General features: G+C 71.2%; 26 protein-coding genes. 14 read left to right on the forward strand and 12 right to left on the reverse strand.

All coding sequences use genetic code 11. The annotated features are described in order from the left end of the window. The first annotated feature begins 156 nt into the window (after positions 1-156). The 7 genes from ABZZ79_RS04685 to ABZZ79_RS04715 all read left to right on the forward strand — a co-directional run bounded on the left by ABZZ79_RS04685 (position 157) and on the right by ABZZ79_RS04715 (position 5,079). Positions 157-1,164, forward strand: a complete 1,008-nt coding sequence (locus tag ABZZ79_RS04685; RefSeq protein ID WP_356686675.1) for a family 2 encapsulin nanocompartment cargo protein polyprenyl transferase — start codon at positions 157-159, stop codon at positions 1,162-1,164. A 225-nt stretch (positions 1,165-1,389) separates the two neighbouring features. Beyond that, a complete protein-coding gene (locus ABZZ79_RS04690; RefSeq protein WP_356686434.1) occupies positions 1,390-1,992 on the forward strand; it encodes a GNAT family N-acetyltransferase in 603 nt (200 codons plus the stop codon). Positions 1,993-2,153: 161 nt separating this feature from the next. Continuing rightward, positions 2,154-2,738, forward strand: coding sequence for a dihydrofolate reductase family protein (locus ABZZ79_RS04695; protein ID WP_356686436.1), 585 nt, complete (start codon positions 2,154-2,156; stop codon positions 2,736-2,738). Between the two features lie 26 nt (positions 2,739-2,764). Further along, positions 2,765-2,983 (forward strand): hypothetical protein, encoded by a 219-nt coding sequence (locus ABZZ79_RS04700; RefSeq protein WP_356686437.1) that lies wholly within the window; start codon positions 2,765-2,767, stop codon positions 2,981-2,983. Positions 2,984-3,086: 103 nt separating this feature from the next. Beyond that, positions 3,087-3,503, forward strand: coding sequence for a YciI family protein (locus tag ABZZ79_RS04705; RefSeq protein ID WP_356686439.1), 417 nt, complete (start codon positions 3,087-3,089; stop codon positions 3,501-3,503). A gap of 7 nt (positions 3,504-3,510) precedes the next feature. Then, complete coding sequence (locus tag ABZZ79_RS04710; protein ID WP_356686441.1) at positions 3,511-4,737, forward strand: sigma-70 family RNA polymerase sigma factor; 1,227 nt, start codon at positions 3,511-3,513, stop codon at positions 4,735-4,737. 9 nt (positions 4,738-4,746) lie between these two features. Next, positions 4,747-5,079 (forward strand): DUF952 domain-containing protein, encoded by a 333-nt coding sequence (locus ABZZ79_RS04715; protein WP_356686443.1) that lies wholly within the window; start codon positions 4,747-4,749, stop codon positions 5,077-5,079. A 387-nt stretch (positions 5,080-5,466) separates the two neighbouring features. On the opposite strand, the gene ABZZ79_RS04720 is transcribed toward ABZZ79_RS04715, so the two are convergent. From ABZZ79_RS04720 to sodN, 4 genes are all read right to left on the reverse strand, one after another. Continuing rightward, entirely contained in the window at positions 5,467-6,204 is a 738-nt protein-coding gene (locus tag ABZZ79_RS04720; RefSeq protein WP_356686444.1) for a VOC family protein, read from the reverse strand. Positions 6,205-6,246: 42 nt separating this feature from the next. Beyond that, a complete protein-coding gene (locus tag ABZZ79_RS04725) occupies positions 6,247-6,663 on the reverse strand; it encodes a VOC family protein (protein ID WP_356686446.1) in 417 nt (138 codons plus the stop codon). A gap of 27 nt (positions 6,664-6,690) precedes the next feature. Then, positions 6,691-7,083 carry a helix-turn-helix transcriptional regulator gene (locus ABZZ79_RS04730; protein ID WP_356686448.1) on the reverse strand — a complete coding sequence of 131 codons (393 nt, stop codon included), beginning with the start codon at positions 7,081-7,083 and terminating at the stop codon, positions 6,691-6,693. Between the two features lie 138 nt (positions 7,084-7,221). After that, on the reverse strand, positions 7,222-7,617 hold the full coding sequence (sodN, locus tag ABZZ79_RS04735; protein ID WP_356686450.1) for a superoxide dismutase, Ni: 396 nt from the start codon (positions 7,615-7,617) through the stop codon (positions 7,222-7,224). A gap of 146 nt (positions 7,618-7,763) precedes the next feature. Here sodN and sodX point away from each other — a divergent pair, with 146 nt between their 5' ends. Beyond that, complete coding sequence (sodX, locus tag ABZZ79_RS04740; protein ID WP_356686452.1) at positions 7,764-8,195, forward strand: nickel-type superoxide dismutase maturation protease; 432 nt, start codon at positions 7,764-7,766, stop codon at positions 8,193-8,195. Here the strand turns inward: sodX and ABZZ79_RS04745 are convergent. After that, positions 8,099-8,728, reverse strand: a complete 630-nt coding sequence (locus ABZZ79_RS04745; protein ID WP_356686454.1) for a CGNR zinc finger domain-containing protein — start codon at positions 8,726-8,728, stop codon at positions 8,099-8,101. The genes sodX and ABZZ79_RS04745 overlap by 97 nt on opposite strands. A gap of 101 nt (positions 8,729-8,829) precedes the next feature. Here ABZZ79_RS04745 and ABZZ79_RS04750 point away from each other — a divergent pair, with 101 nt between their 5' ends. Beyond that, positions 8,830-9,600, forward strand: a complete 771-nt coding sequence (locus ABZZ79_RS04750; protein ID WP_356686456.1) for a class I SAM-dependent methyltransferase — start codon at positions 8,830-8,832, stop codon at positions 9,598-9,600. Positions 9,601-9,691: 91 nt separating this feature from the next. Here the strand turns inward: ABZZ79_RS04750 and ABZZ79_RS04755 are convergent, their stop codons facing one another. Genes ABZZ79_RS04755 through ABZZ79_RS04765 form a run of 3 tightly spaced genes read right to left on the reverse strand, consistent with a single transcriptional unit; the run spans position 9,692 to position 12,427 of the window. Further along, positions 9,692-10,498, reverse strand: coding sequence for an amino acid ABC transporter ATP-binding protein (locus ABZZ79_RS04755; protein WP_356686458.1), 807 nt, complete (start codon positions 10,496-10,498; stop codon positions 9,692-9,694). After that, positions 10,495-11,430: an amino acid ABC transporter permease gene (locus ABZZ79_RS04760; RefSeq protein ID WP_356686460.1), complete on the reverse strand. Its 936-nt coding sequence runs from the start codon at positions 11,428-11,430 to the stop codon at positions 10,495-10,497. The genes ABZZ79_RS04755 and ABZZ79_RS04760 overlap by 4 nt, the downstream gene beginning before the upstream one ends. Before the next feature lie 34 nt (positions 11,431-11,464). Beyond that, the gene (locus ABZZ79_RS04765; protein WP_356686462.1) at positions 11,465-12,427 is read right to left on the reverse strand and encodes an ABC transporter substrate-binding protein; all 963 of its coding nucleotides are present in this window, start codon (positions 12,425-12,427) and stop codon (positions 11,465-11,467) included. A gap of 568 nt (positions 12,428-12,995) precedes the next feature. On the opposite strand from ABZZ79_RS04765, the gene ABZZ79_RS04770 reads away from it, so the two are divergent. The 4 genes from ABZZ79_RS04770 (at position 12,996) to ABZZ79_RS04785 (ending at position 17,030) form a co-directional block, all read left to right on the forward strand. Further along, a complete protein-coding gene (locus tag ABZZ79_RS04770) occupies positions 12,996-14,231 on the forward strand; it encodes an NADP-dependent malic enzyme (protein ID WP_356686464.1) in 1,236 nt (411 codons plus the stop codon). A 951-nt stretch (positions 14,232-15,182) separates the two neighbouring features. Beyond that, complete coding sequence (locus ABZZ79_RS04775) at positions 15,183-16,148, forward strand: zinc-binding dehydrogenase (protein WP_356686466.1); 966 nt, start codon at positions 15,183-15,185, stop codon at positions 16,146-16,148. 118 nt (positions 16,149-16,266) lie between these two features. Further along, entirely contained in the window at positions 16,267-16,476 is a 210-nt protein-coding gene (locus ABZZ79_RS04780; protein WP_356686468.1) for an HTH domain-containing protein, read from the forward strand. Continuing rightward, the gene (locus ABZZ79_RS04785) at positions 16,476-17,030 is read left to right on the forward strand and encodes a Clp protease N-terminal domain-containing protein (RefSeq protein WP_356686677.1); all 555 of its coding nucleotides are present in this window, start codon (positions 16,476-16,478) and stop codon (positions 17,028-17,030) included. The genes ABZZ79_RS04780 and ABZZ79_RS04785 overlap by 1 nt, the downstream gene beginning before the upstream one ends. Positions 17,031-17,052: 22 nt before the next feature. Here ABZZ79_RS04785 and ABZZ79_RS04790 read toward each other — a convergent pair whose 3' ends face one another. Both ABZZ79_RS04790 and ABZZ79_RS04795 read right to left on the reverse strand, forming a co-directional pair. Next, positions 17,053-18,048 (reverse strand): helix-turn-helix transcriptional regulator, encoded by a 996-nt coding sequence (locus tag ABZZ79_RS04790; protein ID WP_356686470.1) that lies wholly within the window; start codon positions 18,046-18,048, stop codon positions 17,053-17,055. 1 nt (position 18,049) lies between these two features. Then, positions 18,050-18,988: a DUF4097 family beta strand repeat-containing protein gene (locus ABZZ79_RS04795; protein WP_356686472.1), complete on the reverse strand. Its 939-nt coding sequence runs from the start codon at positions 18,986-18,988 to the stop codon at positions 18,050-18,052. Between the two features lie 170 nt (positions 18,989-19,158). Between ABZZ79_RS04795 and ABZZ79_RS04800 the strand changes: the two genes are divergently transcribed. After that, positions 19,159-20,001, forward strand: coding sequence for a hypothetical protein (locus ABZZ79_RS04800; protein ID WP_356686474.1), 843 nt, complete (start codon positions 19,159-19,161; stop codon positions 19,999-20,001). Between the two features lie 59 nt (positions 20,002-20,060). On the opposite strand, the gene ABZZ79_RS04805 is transcribed toward ABZZ79_RS04800, so the two are convergent. Both ABZZ79_RS04805 and ABZZ79_RS04810 read right to left on the reverse strand, forming a co-directional pair. Further along, positions 20,061-20,240 carry a DUF6104 family protein gene (locus ABZZ79_RS04805; RefSeq protein ID WP_003992906.1) on the reverse strand — a complete coding sequence of 60 codons (180 nt, stop codon included), beginning with the start codon at positions 20,238-20,240 and terminating at the stop codon, positions 20,061-20,063. A gap of 173 nt (positions 20,241-20,413) precedes the next feature. After that, a complete protein-coding gene (locus tag ABZZ79_RS04810; RefSeq protein ID WP_356686476.1) occupies positions 20,414-24,226 on the reverse strand; it encodes a multifunctional oxoglutarate decarboxylase/oxoglutarate dehydrogenase thiamine pyrophosphate-binding subunit/dihydrolipoyllysine-residue succinyltransferase subunit in 3,813 nt (1,270 codons plus the stop codon). Positions 24,227-24,305: the final 79 nt, after the last annotated feature.

Genomic DNA, 24,305 nt, shown 5'->3' on the forward strand with positions numbered 1-24,305 from the left:
GCCGAGTTCATGACGGAGTCCCCGCCGCGCCTCGGCGGGCCGCGGCGCGGCGGGGAGAAGCGAGGACCCGTCGCGAACCAGGCGCAGACGCAGAGCGACGGGGGTGGTCCGCAGGACCCCGCCGTGCCCTCGGCTCCGCCCGACAGCCAGGAGGCCATGGCGATCCTGGAGGGCGCTCGGGAGGCGGTCGGCCCCGCCCTGCGCGCCGCGCTGGACTCGCTGCCCGGCGGGATGCGCCGGGTCGCGCTCTACCACTTCGGCTGGGAGCACGCCGACGGCAGCCCGGCCGCCGGGAACTCCGGCAAGGCGATTCGCCCGGCGCTGGTCCTCACCGCGGCTGCCGCGCTCGGCGGGCCCACGGCGCGGGCGGCCGCCGTGCGGGCGGCGGCGGCCGTGGAGCTGGTCCACAACTTCACGCTCCTGCACGACGACGTGATGGACCGCGACACCACGCGCCGGCACCGGCCCACCGCGTGGACCGTGTTCGGCGACGCCGACGCGATCCTCGCCGGGGACGCCATGCAGGCGCTGGCCCTGCGGCTCCTCGCGGAGGACCCGCACCCGGCGTCCGCGCCGGCCTCCGCCCGGCTCGCGGCCTGTGTCGTCGAGCTGTGCGAGGGCCAGCGGGTCGACACCGCCTTGGAGCGGTGCGCGCCCGCGGACGTCGGCCTGGCCGAGGTGCTCGCCATGGCCGAGGCCAAGACGGGAGCGCTGCTGGGCTGCGCGTGCGCGGTCGGCGCGCTGTACGCGGGTGCCGCGCGGGAGGACGTCGAGGCACTCGACGCCTTCGGCCGAGAGGCCGGGCTCGCCTTCCAGCTCATCGACGACGTCATCGGCATCTGGGGCGACCCGGGGCGCACCGGCAAGCCGGCCGGGGCGGATCTCGCCGCGCGCAAGAAGTCGCTGCCCGTCGTCGCCGCGCTGACCTCCGGCACGGCGGCCGCGACGGAACTGGCCTCGCTGTACGAAGTCCCCTACGACCAGGGGGACCTGGAGCGCACGGCCCTGGCCGTGGAGCGGGCCGGGGGCCGCGACTGGGCCCAGGCGCAGGCCGCCGACCGGATGTTCCGGGCGATGTCCGAGCTGGCCCGCGCGATTCCCGACCCGGAGACCGCCGAGGGGCTGCTCTCCCTGGCCGAGTTCGTCACCCGCCGTACGAGCTGAGGCGGCCGGGGTCGCAACCGTACGCCGCTCGACGTGCGGGCGGCCGGGGGAGTGCCTCGTACGCCCTGCGGCTCGAAGCCGGCCCGCGAAGTGCCCCGTACGTCCGCGTGAGCCCGGTCCGCCGACCGGCGGTGTCCTGCCCGGCCGAGCCGGTCCGGTCCCGCCGGTCGGCGTCCCGCTAGGCTCAACCTCCTTGCGATCAAGGTCGGTTGAGAGGATCGGGCCATGGGTGTGGCGATACGGACGGCGACACGGGGCGACCGGGACGGGGTCGTGAGGCTGCTGGACGCGGCCTTCCAGGACGACCCGGTCAGCGGCTGGGTGTTCCCGGGCGAGGAGTACCGCCGCACGACGCACCACCGGCTGATGGGCGCCTTCACGGACATCGTGCTGGGCGACGGGCGCGTCGACGTCACCGAGGACGGCTCGGCCTGCGCGCTGTGGCTGTCCGTGCCGGCCGGGGCCCATGACGAGGAGGAGGGCGGTGAGGACGGGTTCGCGCGGCTGCGGCAGGCCGTCGACCCGGCCAACGAGCGCGTCGAGCTCATCGGCCGGCTGACCGCGGACATCCACCCCTGCGACCGTCCGCACGAATACCTGTGGATGATCGGCGTCGACCCCGCCCACCAGGGCCGCGGCCTCGGCACCGCCCTCGTCGGACGCGTCCTGGACCGCTGCGACCGCGAGGGTCGGCACGCGTATCTGGAGGCCAGCAACGCCCGCAGCCGCGCCCTGTACGAGCGGCTCGGCTTCGAGGTCACGGGCAGCCCGCTGCGCCTGCCGGAAGGGCCGCTGATGTGGCCGATGTGGCGCGAACCCAGGGCCTGATCGCGGGCCGGGCGGTACGCGGCTCGGGGCAGGGCCCCGGACACCGCCAAGCGGAATTTCCTCACCCACTTTCCTCGGGGACCCTTGCAGCCCTTGAACCACTCCAACTGAAGTACTACAACTGAGGAAGTAAACGCGACGCCCAACGAAAAGAGATCAGCTTGCGCAAGCTCACGTACTTCGTTGCCTGCTCCGTCGACGGCTTCATCGGAGACCCGTCCGGCGACGCGACGGCGATGTTCGCCTACCTCGACGAGGAGTTCCTGGGGTACCTCGCGACGGAGTGCCCCGACACCCTGTCCGCCCAGGGCCGCAAGGCCCTCGGCATCGACGACCGGCCCCTCCAGCGGTTCGACACCGTCATCCAGGGGCGCGGCAGCTACGAGGTCGGCCTGCGGGAGGGCATCACCAGCCCCTACGCCCATCTGCGCGAGTACGTCGCCTCGCGCAGCATGACGCAGTCCCCGGACCCCCATGTCGAGATCATCTCCGGGGATCTCGTCGCCAGGGTGCGCGAACTCAAGGCCGAGGACAGCCGGTTCGACATCTACCTGTGCGGCGGCTCCGCGGTCGCCGGCGAACTGCTCGACGAGATCGACGAGCTGGTCGTCAAGACGTACCCGATGGTCTACGGCAGCGGCATGCCGATGTTCGCCGAGGGCCTCTCCCTCACGCACTTCGCCCTCGACTCGGTGCGCACGTTCGACAACGGCATCCTCGTGCGGACGTACAGCAGGAAGCGCTGACGCCCGGCCCGGCCTACCCTGAAGGCATGGACAGAGCAGAACCCGTCTGTCCCGACTGCGGACAGCCCGTCGGAACGGTCGTCCGGCGCTACAAGACGCTGGGCGCCTGGGTGCCGAAGTGGGAGGCCGGCCCGTGCCGGAACCCGGAGTGCCCGTCCTTCCCCGAGAAGGACACCGACCAGGAGCGTCCGCACGAGCGGGAGCGGCACGAGCCGCCGGACGCCTCCGTCGCGGAGCAGTCGTGAGCCGGGAGAAAAGTCCCGGACCGCCTTGTCGAGAATCCCGGGTCGGCTCCGACGTACCCGTGAAAGCCGCCCGCCGAGGGCGGCCCGGCCGAAGGAGCGGACGATGAAGTACCTGGTCATGGTGCTCGGCACGCAGGCGGACTACAAGGCGATGACGGGCAACGCGAACGAGCACTCCCCGGCCTGGACAGAGGCCGACATCAAGGCCATGTTCGAGTACATGGGAGCCATCAACGACGACCTCGCCGAGTCCGGCGAACTGGTCGACGCACAGGGTCTCACCGAGCCCGCCCGCGCCCGGCACGTCACGCTGGGCGAGGACGGCAAGGCGATCATCACCGACGGGCCGTACGGCGAGACCAAGGAACTGCTGGCCGGCTACTGGGTGCTGGACTGCGCCAGCCTGGAGCGGGTCACCGAGATCGCCGACCGCGTCACCCGCTGCCCCCAGCCCGCCGGCGCCCCCGTCTACCCGGTGGTGATCCGGCCCATCCAGGAAGGCGCCGGGGACATCTGCTGACCCGCCCATGCGCCTGCCGTACGACATCGAGGACCTGCTGCGCGGCAACGCGCCGCAGGTCCTCGGCGCGCTGGTCCGCCGCTACGGCCACTTCGACGCCGCCGAGGACGCCGTACAGGAGGCGCTGCTCGCGGCGGCCCGGCAGTGGCCCGGCAGCGGGGTGCCCGACAACCCGCGCGGCTGGCTGATCCGGGTCGCCTCCCGGCGCCTCACCGACGCCCTGCGCAGCGAGGAGGCCAGGCGCGAACGTGAGCGGCGGGTCGCCGAGCTCACCCCGCGCGACGAACTGCCCGCCGAGGACGGAGCCGCCCGCGAGGACCGCGCGCCCCGGGAGGACGACACCCTCACCCTGCTCTTCCTGTGCTGCCACCCCGACCTGCCGCCCCCGGCCCGGATCGCGCTCACCCTGCGCGCGGTCGGCGGCCTGACCACGGCCGAGATCGCCCGCGCCTACCTCGTCCCCGAGGCGACCATGGCGCAGCGGATCAGCCGGGCCAAGAAGAAGGTGCGCGGGGTGCGCTTCGGCCGCCCCGACCACTGGCAGGACCGCCTCCCGGCCGTGCTGCACACCCTCTACCTGATCTTCAACGAGGGCTATACGGCCACCTCCGGCAGCAGCCTGCAGCGCCGCGACCTCGCGGGCGAGGCCGTCCGGCTGGCCCGCGCCATGCACCGGCTGCTGCCCGACGACGGCGAGGCGTCCGGACTGCTGGCCCTGATGCTGCTCACCGACGCCCGCCGCGAGGCCCGCAGCGGGCCGTACGGGGAGCTGATCCCGCTCGACGAGCAGGACCGCGACCGCTGGGACAAGGCCGCGATCGAGGAGGGCGTCGCCCTGGTCACCCGCGCCCTCACCCACGGCCCGGCCGGGCCCTACGCGCTGCGCGCCGCCATCGCCGCCGTGCACGACGAGGCCCCGGCACCCGAGGCGACCGACTGGGGCGAGATCCTCGGCCTCTACGACGTCCTCGTCGGCCTGGTCCCCGGCCCCGTCGAACGCCTCAACCGGGCGGTGGCCGTCGCCATGGTGCACGGCCCGCGCGCGGGCCTCGCCGAACTGGACGCCCTGGAAGGCGAGCTGGGCCACCGGCCGGACGCCGTCCGCGCCCACCTCCTGGAACGCGCCGGCGAGCGCGCCGCCGCCCGGGACGCATACACCAGCGCGGCCGAGAAGACCCTGAGCCTGCCCGAGCAGCGCTACCTGCGACAGCGGGCGGCACGGCTGAGCGAGTAGCTTGGGGCGATGCCCGAACAGCCGTTCATCCTGCACCTCACCGAGCGTTCCCTGTGGGACGCGGCCCGCGAGCGCGGCGCCTACGAGATGTCCACCCGCGGCCGCACCCTGGAGGAGGAGGGCTTCATCCACTGCTCGACCCACGAGCAGCTCCCGAAGGTGGCCGCCTTCCTCTACGGCTCCTACGAGGGCCCCGACGAACTGGTCGTCCTGGTGATCGACCCGGCACGGCTCGGGGCGCCGCTGAAGTACGAGGCGCCGGAGCCCGGAGGAGACGAGTTTCCGCACGTGTACGGGCCGATCCCGGTGGACGCCGTGGTCGACGTGGAGCCGTGGTCGTGAACCGGCGCCGGTTATGGCGGTGGGCCGTGATCGCCTGGGCGGTCGCCGTAGTGGCCGGCGGCGGGCTCACCCTGGCGCTCCAGGACTCCGCTCGGCCCCCGCGAGCCGCTGGGAGGAGTACGACGAGCCGGCGCCGATGCCGCGGCTCGACCGCGGCGAGTACACCGAATGCTCGACCCCGGAGCACCCGACGAACGTCGCGTGCGCCTACGCCGTCATGCCCTAGTGCCCCGGCAGGCAGCGTTTGCCCGTCAAGGAGCGGCGTCCGGCGCGTGCTCTCGGTGTGCCGGGTGCAGGCCCTCGTACTGGATGTACTTGGGTCTGTGCCCGGTGCGGCGAGAGGGCGTGCCGGGCGTCGCGACGGGGCGAACGTTGCCTGTCGGGGCACTAGCTCTCGGTCAGCCGTCCGGTCCGCGGGTCCCGGGCGGTCAGGCAGTACAGACCGCCGGCCGGGTCGCGCATCACCGTCCAGTGGCGGCCCTCGGTCACGAACGAGGCGCCCAGCCGCTCGTGCCGGGCGCGGGTCGCGTCGATGTCCGCGCAGGCGAGGTCGAGATGGGCGCCGGCGGGCCGCTCCTCGCCCAGACGCTGGAGCAGCAGCCGCAGCGGCAGCCCGTGCGGCGGCCTGAGCAGGCGGAACTCGGGCAGCGAGCCGGGCGTGGACTCCCAGTCGGCCAACAGCGCTGTCCAGAAGGCGACTTCGGCGTCGAAGGCCGAGGGCGGGACATCCAGGCAGAGCTGGTCCAGGCGGCTGCCGTGCGCCACGGGCGGCCGCACCGACTCCCCGTTCCAGGGCACCACGCAGAACAACTGCCCGGCGGGGGAGCGCAGTACGGCCCAGCCCTCGTGCTCGGCCGCCGAGTCCGCGCCGAGCCGCACCGCCTCCTCGACGAACGCGGCGACGTCCGTCACGGCGAAGTCCGGGTGCGCGCCGCCCTCCCCGGACCGAACCCCCTGGACCTTCGCGCAGGGGTCGGCGCCGTCCGGCAGCAGCGTGGTGAACTCCTTGGACTCACCCCGGAATTCGGACAGACGCGTGTCCGTCACGGCCGTCCAGAAGGCACACGCCTGCTCGAAGCGGTCGGCGGGCCGGTCGGCGAAGGCGTACGTCCAGCGGATGCTCATGCGCGCGATCGTAGGCGCGAAGTCCCGTGTCCGCGGGGGAGTTCACTCCGCGGGCCGCTGCATGAAGCGCAGCATGTTCCCGGCCGGGTCGCGGAAGGCGCAGTCGCGCACGCCGTACGGCATGTCCATGGGCTCCTGGATCACGTCCGCGCCCGCCTCGCGCACCCGCTCGAACAGCGCGTCGCAGTCGGCGGTGGTGAAGTTCACGCCCCGCAGCAGGCCCTTGGCCAGCAGATTGGCCATCGCCTCCTTGTCGGCGGCGGAGGCGTCCGGATCCGCGGCCGGCGGCTCCAGGACGATCTCCACGTCCGGCTGGGCCGGCGAGCTCATCGTCAGCCAGCGCATGCCCTCGTACTCGACGTCGTTCCTGACCTCCAGGCCGAGGACGTCCCGGTAGAAGATCAGCGCCTTGTCGTGGTCGTCGACGGCGAGGAAACACTGCCTGAGTTTGAGGTCCATGCCCTCACGCTAGGCCCGGCCGCGCGCTCACGCACGGCGCGGGCGGGCGTACTTGCGGGCGAAGCAGGGCGCGATCACCGCGCTGTACTCGTGCGAGCGCGCCCGGTAGGCGCTCGGGGTCTCGCCGACGAGCTGGGTGAAGCGGGCGCTGAAGGAGCCCAGCGAGGTGCAGCCCACCGCCATGCACACCTCGGTCACGCTCAGATCGCCGCGCCGCAGCAGCGCCTTGGCCCGCTCGACGCGCCGGGTCATCAGATAGCCGTAGGGCGTCTCGCCGTACGCCTCGCGGAAGCTGCGCTGGAAGTGGCCGGGCGACATCAGCGCGGTCGCCGCGAGGGCGGTGACGTCCAGCGGCTCGGCGTACTCCCGGTCCATACGGTCCCGCGCCTTGCGCAGCCGGACCAGGTCGTCCCTGTTCACGCCTTCAGGATGGCACGGTCCCGGCGGCCCCGGACCCTGCCGAGAAGGGCCCGGCCGGTTGTGCCGGTCGAGCCCTTCTCACACAGCCGACGACCCGCGGTGGTGCACCGACCGCCGGTCATGAGGGGGTGCCCCTCGTCAGGCCTTCTTCGTCTCCTTGAAGATCACATCGATCCTCTCGATGAGCTCCAGAGCCTTCTCACCGGTCTTCGGGTCCGTGGACGCCTTGGCGGCCGAGAGGGCCTTCAGGGTCTCGTTGACCAGCTGGTGCAGCTCCGGGTGCTTCTCGAAGTGCGGGGGCTTGAAGTAGTCGCTCCAGAGCACCGAGACGTGGTGCTTGGCGAGCTCGGCGCGCTGCTCCTTGATGACCGTGGCACGCGCCTGGAAGTGCGGGTCGTCGTTGGCGGCCATCTTCTCCTGTACGGCCCTCACCGACTCCGCCTCGATGCGGGCCTGGGCCGGGTCGTACACACCGCAGGGCAGGTCGCAGTGCGCGCTGACCTTGACCGTGGGGGCAAACAGGCGGGAAAGCATGGAGCAGTCCTTCCTCGTGATCGTCTTCTCAGGTGGGACATTACTCCCTGGGAGACCGGTTTTCGCGAGTGCCCCCTAGGGCTTAGGACAAAAGTCCAGGGTCGGACCGAGACTGGTGGAGGAAGAAACCGGGGAGGTGCCGGGTGATGCCGGAGCTGTCGCAGGAGACCGAGCGCAGGGGAGCGCTGCCCTTGGGAGTGGCCGAGGTGACCGGGCCGTCGATGGTGCCCACGCTGTACCACGGCGACCGGCTCGTGGTGCACTACGGCGCCCGGGTCAGGCCCGGTGACGTGGTCGTGCTGCGCCATCCGTTCCAGCAGGACCTGCTGGTCGTCAAACGTGCCGTGGAGCGCCGCGAGAGCGGCTGGTGGGTGCTCGGCGACAACGCCCGCGCGGGCGGGGACAGCACCGACTACGGCGTCGTCCCCGAGGACCTGGTGCTCGGCCGGGTCCGGTTGCGCTACCGGCCGCGCGATCCCGCTCAGCGCGGGGTGCTCTCCGTGCTGGGCTGGGCGCTGTCCGCGGCGCGGCCCGTGCTGTCGGTGCGGCCGGCCTCCTGGCGCTTGCGGGCGCGGTAGGCGGCCACGTTGGCCCGCGTGGCGCAGCGGTCGGAGCAGTAGCGCCGGGAGCGGTTGGTGGAGGTGTCCAGGTAGGCGTTGCGGCACGGGGCCGCCTCGCACAGGCCCAGCCGGTCGACGCCGTACTCGGTGAGGTGGAAGGCCAGGCCCATCGCGGCGATGGCGGCGTAGCCCGCGGTCGCGTTCGACGGGTGATCGGCCAGGTGCAGATGCCACTGCGGGCGGCCGTCGTCGTCGCGCAGGTCGTGGCCGGAGATCTGGGGACTGACCGGGAACTCCAGCAGCAGCGAGTTCAGCAGATCCACCCCGAGCGTCTCGTCGCCCTGGTCGGCGGCCTCGAACACCGCGCGCAGCCGGGCCCGGACCGAGCGGAACCGGGTCACGTCCGCCTCGGTGGCGCGCCGGGCCGCGGTCTGGTTGCCGCCGAACAGCTCACGGACGGCCTCGACCGAGGTCAGCGTGTCCGTGCCCCGGGCCGGCTCCTCGCTGTTGACGAGGCGTACGGCATAATCCGAGTAATAGGCCAATTCCACTTGTAGTCCTTACGGGGGCGTTCTATCGTCGTGGCGTGCGGTCGGGTAACAGCTGATCGTGCTTCCAGGGTATTACGTGCAGGAGTGGACGGAGGGCACCCATGACGGACACGGGCACCACCGAGACGGGCACCGACTGGCAGGCCTGGCAGCAGAGCTGGGACCGGCAGCAGGAGTGGTACATGCCCGACCGCGAGGAACGCTTCCGCATCATGCTCGACATGGTCGAGGCACTCGTCGGTTCCACCCCGCGCGTCCTCGACCTCGCCTGCGGCACCGGCAGCATCACCGCCCGCCTCCTCGCCCGCCTCCCCGGCGCCACCAGCACCGGCGTCGACCTCGACCCGGCCCTGCTGGCCATCGCCGAGGGCACCTTCGCCGGCGACGACCGGGTCACCTTCGTCGCCGCCGACCTCAAAGACCCCGACTGGATGTCGGAACTGCCCTACGACTCCTACGACGCGATCCTGACGGCCACCGCCCTGCACTGGCTCCACAGCGAGCCCCTGGCGGCCCTCTACGGCCGGCTCGCCGACCTCGTCCGCGACGGCGGTGTCCTCATGAACGCGGACCACATGATCGACGACACCACCCCCCGGATCAACGCCGCCGAGCGCGCCCTGCGCCACACCCGCATGGATCAGGCCAGGACCGACGGCGCCCTCGACTGGGCCGAGTGGTGGCAGCTCGCCGCGAAGGACCCGGTCCTCGCCGGACCCACCGCCCGCCGCTTCGAGATCTACGGCGAGCACGCCGACGGCGACACACCCTCCGCCGCCTGGCACGCACGCGTCCTGCGCGAGAAGGGCTTCACCGAGGTGCGGCCCGTGTGGTGCTCGCCCTCGGACACGCTCCTGCTCGCCCTCAAGTGAGCCGGGCGCGGGGCCGGGCCCGACGCGGTTGAGCGGACATGAGCAGGGGCGGTACGGAGATCCGTACCGCCCCTGCTCATGTGGTGTCCGGTCAGAGAACCTTGGACAGGAACGCCTGGGTGCGCTCGTGCTGCGGGTTCGTCAGGACCTCGCGCGGGTCGCCGGCCTCGACGACCACGCCGCCGTCCATGAAGACCAGGCTGTCGCCCACCTGGCGGGCGAAGCCCATCTCGTGGGTGACGACGATCATCGTCATGCCGGACTCGGCCAGATCGCGCATGACGTCGAGGACGTCACCGACCAGCTCCGGGTCCAGGGCCGAGGTCGGCTCGTCGAACAGCATCAGCTTCGGGTCCATGGCGAGCGCACGGGCGATCGCCACGCGCTGCTGCTGGCCACCGGAGAGCTGCGAGGGGTAGCTCCCGGCCTTGTCGGCCAGCCCCACGCGCTCCAGCAGCTGCCGGGCCCCCTCCCGGGCCTCCGCCCTGCTCGTGTGCTTGACCTGGACCGGAGCCTCCATGACGTTCTCGAGCGCCGTCATGTGCGGGAACAGGTTGAACCGCTGGAACACCATGCCGATGTCCCGGCGCTTCAGCGCGACCTCGCTGTCCTTGAGCTCGTACAGCTTGTCGCCCTTCTGGCGGTAGCCGACCAGCTCGCCGTCGACGTACAGCCGGCCGGCGTTGATCTTCTCCAGGTGGTTGATGCACCGCAGGAAGGTCGACTTGCCGGAGCCGGAGGGGCCGATGAGGCAGAAGACCTCACCCTGCTTGACCTCCAGGTCGATGCCCTTGAGGACTTCGAGCGGGCCGAACGACTTGTGGACGCCCTCGGCCTTGACCATGAGGAGGGAGGAGTCCTTCGCGACCGCCTCCGTCTTGCTGAGCTTGTCGGTCATGCCGCGGCCCCCTTTCGGCTGGAGAAGGACGTCAGATGCGCACGGACCTTCTGCCACGGGGTGGGCGGCAGCTGGTGGCTCGAACCGCGGGCGTAGTAGCGCTCGACATAGAACTGGCCGACGCTCAGCACGGACGTCAGGATCAGGTACCAGGCCGCCGCCAGGAACAGCATCTCGACCGTGGCACCGGACGTCGTGCCGATGTCCTGTGCGTACCTCAGCAGCTCGTAGTACTGGACCGCCGCGACCAGCGACGTGGTCTTCAACATGTTGATGACCTCGTTGCCCGTCGGCGGCACGATCACGCGCATCGCCTGCGGGATGACGATCCGGCGCAGCGTCTTGCCGTGGCTCATGCCCAGCGCCTGCGCCGCCTCGGTCTGGCCCTCGTCGACCGCGAGCAGACCGGCACGGCAGATCTCCGCCATGTACGCGGCCTCGTTCAGACCGAGGCCCAGCAGCGCCGTCAGGAACGGGGTCATGAAGTCCGACCACTCGTCCTTGTAGAACGGGCCGAGGTTGACGTACTCGAAGACGAAGCCCAGGTTGAACCAGACGAACAGCTGGACCAGGACCGGGGTGCCGCGGAAGAACCAGATGTAGAACCACGCGATCGACGAGGTCACCGGGTTCTTGGACAGCCGCATGACGGCCAGCATGAGGCCGCCGGCGATGCCGATGACCATCGAGAGGAACGTCAGCCAGATCGTCTCGCGGACGCCCTTGAGGATGCGCTCGTTGAAGAAGTAGTCCGGGACCGCGCCCCAGTTGATGTCGCCGTTGGCGAAGGCGTAGATGAGCGCGCCGAAGATCGCGAGAGCGAGCACCGCGGAGATGTACCGGCCGTAGTGCCGAACCGGAACGGCCTTGATGGCCTCCGGACCGGCCGGCGGGGTGACCGCCGGGCCGTCCGACTTGTCGATGTCAGTCACGGGTGTTGCCTTTCAGTGGCCGCGGAGCGAGCGGTCACTTGCCGCCGTTGACGGCGGCTTCCGTGGTGGCACCGTCGGCGGCGCCCCACTTGTCGAGGATCTTCTGGTACTCGCCGTTCTTGATGATCGCGTTCATCGCGGTCACCAGGGCGTCGCGCAGCTCGGTGTCGTCCTTGGCCACGGCGATGCCGTACGGAGCGGCCTCGACCTGCTCGCCGACCAGCTGGAAGTCGTTGCCGCCGCCGGAGGTCTTCACCGCGTACGCCGCCACCGGGAAGTCGGAGGAGCCGGCGTCCGCGCCGCCCGAGCGCAGGCGGGTCTGGGCCTGCTGGTCGTTGTCGAAGGCCTCGATGGTGAGCTTCTGGCCGGCCGGGCACTTGGCGGCCTCGGCCTTGGCCAGGTCCTCCGAGACGGTGCCGCGCTGCACGACGAGCTTCTTGCCGCACAGGTCCGACCAGCTCTTGATGCCCTGGTCGTCGCCCTTCTTGGTGTAGATCGAGACACCGGCGGTGAGGTAGTCGACGAAGTCGACACCCTGGCCGACCTTCTTGCCGGTCTCGGAGTCGATGCCCTCCTGGCGGTCCTTGGTGTCCGTCATGGCCGACATGGCGATGTCGTACCGGTTCGAGCGCAGGCCGCCGAGCAGCGTGTCGAACGTGCCGTTCTCGAACTCGAACGTCACGCCGAGCTGCTTGCCCATGGCGGCGGCGAGGTCGGGGTCGATACCGACCGTCTTGCCGGCCTCGTCCTTGAACTCGACAGGGGCGTACGCGATGTCCGAGCCGACCTTGATGACACCCTTGTCACGGATCGCCTGGGGCAGTTCGTCCGCCAGCGGGGCCGTGCTCTTGGAGGCGGATTCGGTGGACTCGGAGTCGTTGTTCTTGGTCTGGTCACCGCAGCCGGTGAGAAGCAGAGCGCCTGCGACCGCGATCGAGCCGACCGCTGCCAGCCGGGTGCGCGTGGCGGTCGTACGACGGGTGGTGCTTGCGGTCATGGTGGGTTCCTCCGGCGGATGGGTGGAGTTGCCGATGGGTCGACGAGAACACACACCTTCAGGTGTCGCGACCTCGTGTGATTACCGCATCTTGCCATTCGGACTGAGCCATTCAGTGGGACGGCAATGTCAAAATCGGATAACGGGAGAGCCTCGAACCGGTCCACTCCGGTACATCACGGCCGGATCTTCTCCGGGAATCCTTCATTCCGGCCGGAAGATCTCCGGTTCGTGTCGGAGTCCGGATCGGTGACTCCAGGCCCTGTGGCGGGTTGAGCGGTTGGCGAGGGTTTGTCCGGGGTTTGTCCAGGGTTTGTCTTGTCCCCATATTCGCGCATGAGTCATGGCACTGGCATGTGACCTTCGCGTTATGGACTCGTCCTCCATGGCGTCCGTCCGGTAAGAAGGTTCTTTACACCCCTCATCCGGGGCCCAGGGCGCGTGTGCGGCGCGCCCGTCGTGTACATGCCCGATGCATCACTCAAGCAAGGGGCGTACGCGGTGCCCGCCCACCCCTCACCGGGAGTGGTCAAACCCTCAACCTTGAATATTTAAGGGGTAAAAACAAGTGGCAGCGGAGATCGTCAATCCTCGCAGCGACAGTGGCGCCACAACGGGTCAGGAGGGCGGGGGCGAGCCCCTCGACTCCTTCGACCTCGATCCGGCGTTCGCGCTGCACCGCGGCGGCAAGATGGCAGTGCAAGCCACCGTGCCGGTCCGCGACAAGGACGACCTGTCCCTGGCTTACACGCCCGGCGTCGCGAAGGTGTGCACCGCGATCGCCGAGCAGCCGGAACTCGTCAACGACTACACATGGAAGTCGTCCGTCGTCGCCGTCGTGACCGACGGCACGGCCGTGCTCGGACTCGGTGACATCGGGCCCGAGGCCTCCCTCCCGGTCATGGAGGGCAAGGCGATCCTCTTCAAGCAGTTCGGTGGTGTGGACGCGGTTCCCATCGCCCTGGCCTGCACCGACGTCGACGAGATCGTCGAGACCGTGGTGCGGCTCGCTCCCTCCTTCGGCGGTGTCAACCTCGAGGACATCTCGGCGCCGCGGTGCTTCGAGATCGAGCGGCGGCTCCAGGAGGCGCTGGACATCCCGATCTTCCACGACGACCAGCACGGCACGGCCGTCGTCACGCTGGCCGCGCTGCGGAACGCCGCGCGGCTGAGCGGGCGGGCGCTCGGTGAGCTGCGCGCCGTCATCTCGGGTGCGGGGGCGGCCGGTGTCGCCATCGCCAAGATGCTCATCGAAGCGGGCATCGGGGATGTCGCGGTCGCCGACCGCAAGGGCGTCGTGTCCGCCGACCGGGGCGACCTCACGGACGTCAAGCGGGAGCTGGCCGGGTTCACGAACAAGGCCGGGCTGTCGGGGTCGCTGGAGGAGGCGCTGGCGGGGGCCGACGTGTTCATCGGTGTCTCCGGCGGCACGGTGCCGGAGGAGGCCGTGGCCTCCATGGCCGAGGGGGCCTTCGTCTTCGCCATGGCGAACCCGAACCCCGAGGTGCATCCCGATGTCGCCCACAAGTACGCGGCTGTCGTCGCCACGGGGCGGTCGGACTTCCCGAACCAGATCAACAACGTGCTGGCGTTCCCGGGGATCTTCGCGGGTGCGCTGCAGGTGCGGGCGACCCGGATCACCGAGGGCATGAAGCTCGCGGCGGCCGAGGCGCTGGCGTCGGTGGTCGGCGACGATCTGTCCGCGGACTATGTGATCCCGTCGCCCTTCGACGAGCGCGTCGCTCCGGCGGTCACGGCCGCGGTCGCGGCTGCGGCTCGCGCGGAGGGTGTGGCGCGTCGCTGACGTCGCGCTGACACGCTATTTGTTCAGCCGAATGGCCCCGTCTTCTGGACGGGGCCATTTTTTTGCCTTCGTGTTCGGCTGGTCGGGTGGTTGTGGGCGCCGGGGGTGCCGGGGGTCCCGGGGGTGCCGGGGTGCCTGCGGCGGCCTGTTCCTGTTCGGTGGGGGTTGGGGTGGCGCGGGCCGCTTGTGGGTGGTGCGGGGCCGCGGCGGGGGGTGTCCGTCCTCGGTCCGCCGATCTGGTCTCCTACGGGGGTTGAGGGCGGTCACCGCCGTCCGCTGCGGGCGGACACCCCCCGCCCCGTCCCCTCCCCGCCGTACGCGCCTTCCCGACGCGTTCCCCCTCGCTCGCTCGGTTCCTTCTCGCCGTGTGCGGCTTTCCGATGCGCCTCCCGCTCGGTTCCTCTTCGCCGTGTGCGGCTTTCCGATGGGCCGCCCCGTTCGGTTCGTTCTCGCCGTGTGCGGCTTTCCGATGCGCCTCCCGCTGGGTTCCTCTTCGCCGTACGCGGCCTCCGGGCGCTCCGGGTCGTGGCTGCCCGCGCCGTCTGCGGCTTCCCGGCGCCCCCCGCTGCGTTCCCTTCTCCGCCGTGTGCGGCTTCTCGCTGCGCCGGGCCGCCGCGTCGTGCGGGGCTTCCCGGCGTCTGCCGCCACTTCCCCTCTCCGTCCTACGCGGCCTCCGGGCGCTCCGGGGCGGGGCCGCGCGCGCCGTCTGCGGCTTTCCGACGCCCGTTGTCGTCGCTGCGGGCCGCGCTCAGCGCTCAGCCGCGGGCATGCGTGCCGCTTGGGGCGGGACGGGTGGGCGCGGCGGTGCCTTGTCGCGTTGAGTTGCGTGTCGGCTCGGCTTTCGTCCGGCCTGTAAACGTGCCTTCGCCGAGGGGCCGGCTGTGGCAAGAGGGTGTGTGTCACAGGGCCGTGGCGTTCCAACCAGGGCGTCGGGAACCTATCGTCGGCGACATGTTCGCTGTCTATGCCGCCAGAATCGATCGCGACGAGCCGCTGAACGGACTTGTCTTGGGGGAGCGCCCGGCCCCGGAGGCACGGCCCGGATGGGCGACCATCGATGTCAAGGCCGCTTCGCTGAACCACCACGACCTCTGGTCCCTGCGAGGCGTCGGCCTCGCGGAGGACAAGCTGCCGATGATCCTCGGGTGCGACGCCGCCGGCGTGGACGCCGACGGCAACGAGGTCGTGCTGCACTCGGTGATCGGGCAGACCGGGTACGGGGTCGGTCCCAAGGAGCCCCGTTCGATCCTCACCGAGAAGTACCAGGGCACCTTCGCGGAGCAGGTGGCCGTGCCGGTGTGGAACGTGCTGCCGAAGCCGAAGGAGCTGTCCTTCGCGGAGGCTGCCTGTCTGCCGACCGCCTGGCTGACCGCGTACCGGATGCTCTTCACCAACGCGGGCGTGCGCCCCGGTGACGCCGTGCTGGTGCAGGGCGCCGGCGGCGGAGTCGCCACGGCCGCGATCGTGCTCGGCAAGGCCGCGGGGCTGCGCGTGTTCGCGACCAGCCGGGACGAGGCGAAGCGGAAGCGGGCGCTGGAGCTCGGAGCCGTGGAGGCCGTGGAGTCGGGCGCGCGGCTGCCGCAGCGGGTGGACGCCGTGATCGAGACGGTCGGCGCGGCGACCTGGTCGCACTCGGTGAAGTCGCTGCGCCCCGGCGGCACGATCGTCATCTCCGGGGCGACGAGCGGTGACCGGCCCTCGCACGCGGAGCTGACGCGGATCTTCTTCCTGGAGCTGAAGGTCGTCGGCTCGACGATGGGCACCAAGGACGAACTGGAGGATCTGCTGGCCTTCTGCGCGGCCACGGGTGTGCGCCCCGTGATCGACGAGGAGCTGCCGATGGACCGGGCCCGGGAGGGGTTCGAGAAGATGGCGTCCGGTGAGCTGTTCGGGAAGGTCGTGCTGACCAACTCCTGAGCCTTCCGGGTTGGTTCGGGTTCTGGGCGGGTTCGGCGTTTGTGCCGGCCCGCCCTTTGCTTTTGGCGTTGCGTCAACTTTGGTTGACACCCTGCGCCTGTCAACTTATGTTGACGGTATGGGTGAAGCAACGGATCTCGCCGAGCGTGCGGGTGATCGCGACCCCCGGGTCGGACTGCGGGCCGTCGCCGCGCTGCGGAAGCTGCTGGAGCAGCTGGAGGCGGTGCAGGTGCGCAGTGCGCGGAACCAGGGCTGGTCATGGCAGGAGATCGCCGCGGAACTCGGCGTCAGCAAGCAGGCCGTGCACAAGAAGTACGGGAGGCGATGATGTTCGAGCGGTTCACGAAGGATGCACGGGCGGTGGTGGAGGGAGCCGTCGGGCATGCCGAGCGGGTGGGGGCCGGGCGCGTCGAGGAGGAGCATGTGCTGCTCGCGCTGCTGGATCGGGAGGGAAGTCGGGGGTCCTTCGCGTTGGGCGCACTCGGACTGTCGGGGGAGCGGCGGGCCGACGTCGCGCGGGAGCTCGATGCCGTGCGGCGGCGGGGTGGGCTCTCCCGGGCGGAGGAAGAAGCGCTGTCCGGGCTCGGGATCGATCTCGCGGCGGTCGTGTCGCGGGTCGAGGAGACGCACGGGGAAGGCGCGTTGGGTGACGGGCGGGGGCGGTGGTCGGGACGGCGGCCCTTCGGGAAGGGGGCCAGGGAACTGCTCACCCAGACGCTGCGCATCGCCCTCGCCCATCGGGACCGGAGTATCGGGGACGAGCATCTGCTGCTCGCCCTCGTCGCCCGGCCCGGTGTGCCCGCCGAGGTGCTCGCCGATCACGGCGTGACCTACGAGGCCGTGGAACGGGTGCTCTACGGCGGGGCCGCCCAGGCCGGTTGAGGGGCGCCGGCCCGGTGGTCGCTCAGCTCTTCGGCGTTCTCAGCAGGGCGCCGATGTGGGCCGCCGCCGTGGAGAGATGGCGACGGGTGTCGCGGAGCTGGTCCGCGGTGACGCCGTGGTCGCGGGCCGCGTCGCGGATGTCGTCGCGGAAACGGTCGAGGAGGCGGTCGAGGTCGCGGGCCGGGTCGCCGGTGGGCGGCTCGTGGGCCCAGGAGGGCTCATGGGTGGCCGGGAAGTCCTCGGGGGTGTCGGAGTACTCCGGCTGGGGAGCGGGCCGGTGGTTGCCGTTGCGGGCGAAGGGGAAGTCCCGGCCGAACTCGCCGAATTCCCTGGCCAGTTCGGCCAGGCCCTCGCGGACACCGGTGGGCCAGTCGCCGCGGGCGAAGTGGTCCTGCACCTGCTCCTGGACCCGGCGGGCGATGCGCTGCACGTCCTCCTGGGCCTGCGCGCGGGCCTGGTCCTGGGCCTCCTTGGCCTGGCGGCGGGCGCGCTGGGCCTCGTCGCGGGCGCGGCGGCTCTCGTCCTTGGCGCGCCGGGCCTGCTCCTTCCACTCCTGCTTGACCCGGCGCATCTCCTCCTTGGCGATGCGCCAGGCCTCCTGCTCGGAGGGCTGCTCCTCGGAGGTGTCCCGCCGGGTCTCGCTCGCCGCGGCCAGCATCTCGCGGCGCAGGTCGCCCGCCGCGCCGCGCACGTCGGCCCGGATCTCGGCGGCCAGTTCGGCGACGGACTCGCGGATCTCCAGCTCCAGGTCGGCCAGTTCACCGCTGCGGTCGGCGAGTTCGGCGCGGCCCGCGTCGGTGATGGCGTACACCTTGCGGCCGCCCTCGGTGGTGTGGGTGACCAGGCCCTCGCTCTCCAGCTTGGCCAGGCGCGGGTAGACGGTGCCCGCCGAGGGGGCGTACAGCCCCTGGAAGCGCTCCTCCAGGAGGCGGATGACCTCGTAGCCGTGGCGTGGGGCCTCGTCCAGCAGGTTCAGCAGGTACAGGCGCAGGCGGCCGTGGGCGAAGACGGGGGGCATGTCAGAGCACCTTCTTGTCGGTCGGGCCGTCGGCCTGGTCGGAGGGCGGGGCGGGGTCCTCGGCCCGGCCGGCTCCCGTATTGTCCCGCGCGGTGCCCGGTGCGTCCGTCGGTTCCGTGTCCCACGGTCCGTCCTCCGTCGGCGGGCGGCGCAGCAGGGCGATCGAGCCGGAGACCGTCGTGGCCTTCAGACGGCCGTTGCCCGCGCCGAGGCGGCCCGTGATCCGCTTGGCGCCCCACTGGCCCCTGACATGGAGGTCCTCGAAGGCGTTGGAGACGGAGCCGCTGGCGGTGTTGGCCTCCACCTCCGCGTCCGCCGGGTGCGGCAGCCGGATGGCGATCTTGCCGGAGACGCTGGTCAGGTTGATGTCGGTGGGGCGGCTCGTGGCGTCCAGGTCCACCACCATGGAACCGCTCACCGAGTCGGCCTTGACCGAGGAGCCCGCCTCGACGACGGTCAGGTCGCCGGAGACGGAGTTGAAGCGCAGGTCGCCGGTGAGGGCCTGGGCCTCCACGCTTCCGGAGACGGTGTCCGCGCGGACCGGGCCCGCGAGGCCCACCAGGGTGGTGTCACCGGTGACGCCCCTGATCTCGGCGCGGCCGTCGACACCGGAGATCACGGCGGCGGCGCCCACCACGCCGACCTCGACACGGATGCCGGCCGGGACCGCCAGGGAGACCACCGCGCTGCGGCGCCAGCCCTTGACGTCGAGCCACTTCAGGAAGCCCTTCCAGGGCAGGTCCTCGTAGGCCACCGTCAAGGTGCCGTCCTGGTGTGTCACCAGCAGGGGCGGACCCTCCACGTCGGTCACTTCCAGCCTGGCGGAGTCCTCGTCGGAACCCACCACGTTGACCGTGCCGTTGACGATGCGTACCTGTAGCTCGCGCACGGGCGCGTCGAAGGTGAGCTTCTTCGGCTCGGCGACGGACCACTCGGACATGGTGCAGACCTCCTCGACCGGTCGGCCGCCCCCGCGGGCCGGCCTGTTCCGTACGACACGCCATATCGCGTCTTACGTAATTCACGATATATCGCGGGCTCGCAAAGTCAAGACACACTTTGAGGTGATCGGTCGCTCTGAGAGGCGGTGAACTGTCCTAGCGTGTGAGCATGTCGACGGATGAGTCCCGCTTCGGTGTCCGAGCCCCTGCCCCCGGCGCGCTGCTGCTCTGCCGGGCGGATCCCGACTCCGTCGCGCTCGCCGCGCAACTGCTGCGCGAACCCCTGCTGCTCGCCCCGGCCGGAAACGGCTGGAGCGTCCTCGTACCCGAGGGAAAGCCCTGGCTGGAAGGCGGCGAGAGTGTCGACCGCGTGCTCACCGGCTGGGCCACCGCGCTCGCCGTCGGCGCGCCCTGGCCCGTGGTCGCCCTGTGGTGGGACGCCGAGCGCGGCGGCTGCACCCTCGCCTCCGGGTTCCGCCGCAGCGTCGGCTACGTCTGGCTGGCCGACGGCACACCCGTGGGCGAGGACGAGGCCATGCGCACCTTCGCCGCGCGGCTGGGCCTCGACCCCGTGCTGGACATGGAGGCGCTCGACCGGCTCACCGAACCGGACTCCGAGGCCGACGCACCCGCGCGGCTCGGCGGCCTCATCGCCGTCCTCACCCGCGCGGGCGTCGCCCTGCCCGCACGTCTCGCCCCGGGCGAACCGGCCGAGCGGCTGCGCGCGGCGGCCCGGACCCAGCCGGACGTCCGCCAGATCGACTGGGCCGGCTGGCGCGAGGCCGTCCGCGCGGAACTGGACACCGTCGAGCGCGGTCCCCTGGGCCCCTACCTCCCCTGGACCGGCGGACCCGTCGCCCGCACCGTCGCCCTCGCCCACCTCGCGGCCGGAGTCCCCGTGACGCTGTGGGGCCTACGGCGTCGCAGCGGCGGCTGGGTCGCGGCGGGCGCGCTCCTGCTGGCGCACGGCACCCTGGGGTTCGCCCGAACCTGCCGCCTCCCGATGGACTGACCTGCCGCCCCGCACAAGCCGAGAGGGGCGCCCGGAAGCGCCCCTCGTGCCCCACGGCCCTACTCGTCGTCCTCGTCGTCCAGCCGCGCCAGCCACGTCGCCAGCCGCTCCACCGGCACCTCGAAGTCCGGGTTCAGGTCGACGAACGTCCGCAGCTGCTCGGCGAGCCACTCGAAGGTGACCTCTTCCTCGCCGCGCCGCTTCTCGAGTTCTTCGATGCCTCGGTCGGTGAAGTACACGGATGCTCTCCTGGGACTGGGCGGCCTCGGGCCACGGGTCGTACGCCTTCCAGGTTAAGCGGGCGGGGCCGCGGTCCGTCCCCCGCCTCCGTACGACCGCCTCGGCACGGAAAAGGGCCCGGCCCCGAGTCCTGAGGACTCGGGGCCGGGCCCCTGTTCGCCGGTGTCGGGGCTTACGCCTCGAACACCTCACGCACCAGCTGCTCCTGCTCGGCCTGGTGGCGCTTGGCCGAGCCGACCGCCGGGGACGAGCCGTGCGGGCGGGAGATGCGACGCAGGCGCTCGCCGTGCGGCACGTCCGCGCCGACCGCCAGGTCCAGGTGGTCGATGAGGTTCAGGGCGATGAACGGCCAGGCACCCTGGTTCGCCGGCTCCTCCTGGGCCCACAGGTACTTCTCGGCGTTCGGGTACTTCTTGATCTCCGCCTGGAGCTCGGCACCCGGCAGCGGGTAGAGGCGCTCGATGCGGATGATCGCCGTGTCCGTGACGCCCCGCTTCTGCCGCTCGGCCTCCAGGTCGTAGTAGACCTTGCCCGCGCAGAAGACGACCTTGCGGACGGCCGCCGGGTCGACCGACGCGTCGCCGATGACCGGGCGGAACTGGCCCGTGGTGAACTCCTCCGCCTTCGAGGCCGCGGCCTTCAGGCGCAGCATCGACTTCGGGGTGAAGACGACCAGCGGCTTGTGGTGCGGGTTGTGCACCTGCCACCGCAGGAGGTGGAAGTAGTTCGACGGCGAGGTCGGCATGGCGACCGTCATGTTGTTCTGCGCGCACAGCTGGAGGAAGCGCTCCGGGCGGGCGGACGAGTGGTCCGGGCCCTGGCCCTCGTAGCCGTGCGGGAGGAGCAGGGTGACGCCGGAGGTCTGGCTCCACTTCTGCTCCGCCGAGGAGATGAACTCGTCCACGACCGTCTGCGCGCCGTTGACGAAGTCACCGAACTGCGCCTCCCACAGCACGAGCGCGTCCGGGCGGGCCAGCGAGTAGCCGTACTCGAAGCCCATGGCCGCGTACTCGGACAGCAGGGAGTTGTAGACGTTCAGGCGCGCCTGGTCCTCGGAGAGGTACTGCAGCGGCGTGTACTCCTCGCCCGTGCTGCGGTCGATGATGACCGCGTGGCGCTGGCCGAAGGTGCCGCGCTGGGAGTCCTGGCCCGCCAGGCGGACCGGCACGCCCTCCAGGAGCAGGGAGCCGAAGGCGAGGGTCTCGCCCATGCCCCAGTCGATCGTGCCGTCCTCGACCATGGCCGCCCGGCGCTGCAGCTGGGGCAGCAGACGCGGGTGGACGGTGATGTGGTCGGGCACGGTCACCTGGGACTCGGCGATCCGCTTGACGACCTCGGAGGAGATCGCGGTCGGGACCGCGACGGGGAAGCCGTCCTGCGGGGCCTGGACCTCACCGGAGACCGGCTGCGAGGTGGCCTCACGGACCTCGGTGAAGACCTTCTCCAGCTGTCCCTGGTAGTCCTGCAGCGCCTGCTCGGCCTCTTCCAGGGTGATGTCGCCGCGACCGATCAGGGACTCGGTGTAGAGCTTGCGCACCGAGCGCTTCTTGTCGATCAGGTCGTACATCAGCGGCTGGGTGAAGGCCGGGTTGTCCGACTCGTTGTGACCGCGGCGGCGGTAGCAGATGAGGTCGATCACGACGTCCTTGTTGAACGCCTGGCGGAACTCGAAGGCCAGACGGGCAACGCGGACGACCGCCTCGGGGTCGTCGCCGTTGACGTGGAAGATCGGGGCCTCGATCATGCGCGCCACGTCCGTGGCGTACATCGAGGAGCGCGAGGACTCCGGCGCCGCCGTGAAGCCGACCTGGTTGTTGATGACGATGTGGACCGTGCCGCCGGTGCGGTAGCCGCGCAGCTGCGACATGTTCAGGGTCTCGGCCACCACGCCCTGGCCCGCGAAGGCCGCGTCGCCGTGGATCGCCACGGGCAGGACCGTGAAGTCCGTGCCGCCCTTGTTGATGATGTCCTGCTTGGCACGCGCGATGCCCTCCAGGACCGGGTCCACCGCCTCCAGGTGGGAGGGGTTGGCGGCCAGCGAGACCGTGATCTGCTCGCCGTCCAGGCCCGTGAAGGTGCCCTCGGCGCCCAGGTGGTACTTCACGTCGCCGGAGCCGTGCATCGACTTCGGGTCCAGGTTGCCCTCGAACTCGCGGAAGATCTGGGCGTACGACTTGCCGACGATGTTGGCGAGCACGTTCAGGCGGCCGCGGTGGGCCATGCCGATGACGACCTCGTCCAGGCGCGACTCGGCCGCGGAGTCGATCACCGCGTCGAGCAGCGGGATGACGGACTCGCCGCCCTCCAGGGAGAAGCGCTTCTGGCCGACGTACTTCGTCTGCAGGAAGGTCTCGAAGGCTTCCGCCGCGTTCAGCCGGCGCAGGATGCGCAGCTGCTCCTCGCGCTCCACGCGTGCGTGCGGGCGCTCCACACGGTCCTGGATCCACTTGCGCTGCTTGGGGTCCTGGATGTGCATGAACTCGATGCCGATGGTGCGGCAGTACGAGTCGCGCAGGACACCGAGGATGTCGCGCAGCTTCATCAGGGACTTGCCGGAGAAGCCGCCGACGGCGAACTCGCGCTCCAGGTCCCACAGGGTGAGGCCGTGCTCGGTGATGTCCAGGTCGGGGTGCTTGCGCTGGCGGTACTCCAGCGGGTCGGTGTCGGCCATGACGTGGCCGCGGACCCGGTAGGAGTGGATCAGCTCGAAGACCCGGGCGGCCTTGGTGACGTCGTCGTCGTGGCTGGCGTCGATGTCCTTGAGCCAGCGGACCGGCTCGTAGGGGATGCGCAGCGCCTCGAAGACGTCGTCGTAGAAGCCGTTCTCGCCCAGCAGCAGGTTGGCCACCTGGCGCAGGAACTCGCCGGAGGCGGCGCCCTGGATCACCCGGTGGTCGTAGGTCGACGTGAGCGTCATGACCTTGGAGACGCCGAGCTTGTTCAGGGTGTCCTGGGAGGTGCCCTGGAACTCCGCCGGGTAGTCCATCGAGCCGACGCCCATGATCACGGACTGGCTCGGCATCAGACGCGGGACCGAGTGGACGGTGCCGAGGCCGCCGGGGTTGGTCAGGGAGACCGTGACACCGGTGAAGTCGTCCATCGTCAGCTTGTTGTCGCGGGCGCGACGGACGATGTCCTCGTAGGCCTGCCAGAACTCGAAGAAGTTCAGCGTCTCGGCCTTCTTGATCGCCGCGACGACCAGCTGGCGGTCGCCGTTGGGCTTGACCAGGTCGATGGCGAGGCCGAGGTTGACGTGCTCCGGCTTGACCAGGGTCGGCTTGCCGTCCTTGACCTGGTAGGACCAGTTCATCGACGGCATCGCCTTGATCGCCTGCACCATCGCGTACCCGATGATGTGCGTGAAGGAGATCTTCCCGCCGCGGGCCCGCTTGAGGTGGTTGTTGATGACGATGCGGTTGTCGAACAGCAGCTTCACCGGGACGGCGCGGACCGAGGTCGCGGTCGGCATCTCCAGCGAGGCGTCCATGTTCTTCGCGACGGCGCCGGCGGGGCCGCGCAGCGTCACGAACTCCGGACCGGCCGGGGCCTCGGTCGCCGGGGCGGCCTTGGCGGCCGCCGGCTTCGCGGCCGGAGCCGCGGCGGGCTTCGCCGCGGCGGCCGGCTTCGGCGCCGGGGCCGGGGCCGCGGTGGGCGCCGGGGCGGCGGCGGCCGGCTGAGCGGCCTGCGCGGGCGCCGCCGGAGCCGCGGGCGCGGCCGGCGTGGCGGGCGCGGCCGGCGTGGCGGGCGCCGGGGCGGGCGCCGCGGCCGCGGTACCCGCCGCAGCCTGGGACGCGGGGGCCCCCGGCTTGTAGTCGGCGAAGAAGTCCCACCAGGCTCGGTCTACCGAATTCGGGTCCTGGAGGTACTGCTGATAGATCTCGTCGACGAGCCACTCGTTGGGACCGAACGCGGCAGCGGGATTCTTCCCCGCTTGGTCGGCGTCGGTCGAGATGCTCGATGAGTTACTGGGGGACTGTGGCGACACGGCGGCAACCGCCCTCTTCCGCTTCACAAGGTGATGGACAGCGGGAATAAAGGCTACGCCTCCAAGACCGGGAAGGTCA

The organism is Streptomyces sp. NPDC006458, assembly GCF_040612135.1.
Lineage (GTDB): Bacteria > Actinomycetota > Actinomycetes > Streptomycetales > Streptomycetaceae > Streptomyces.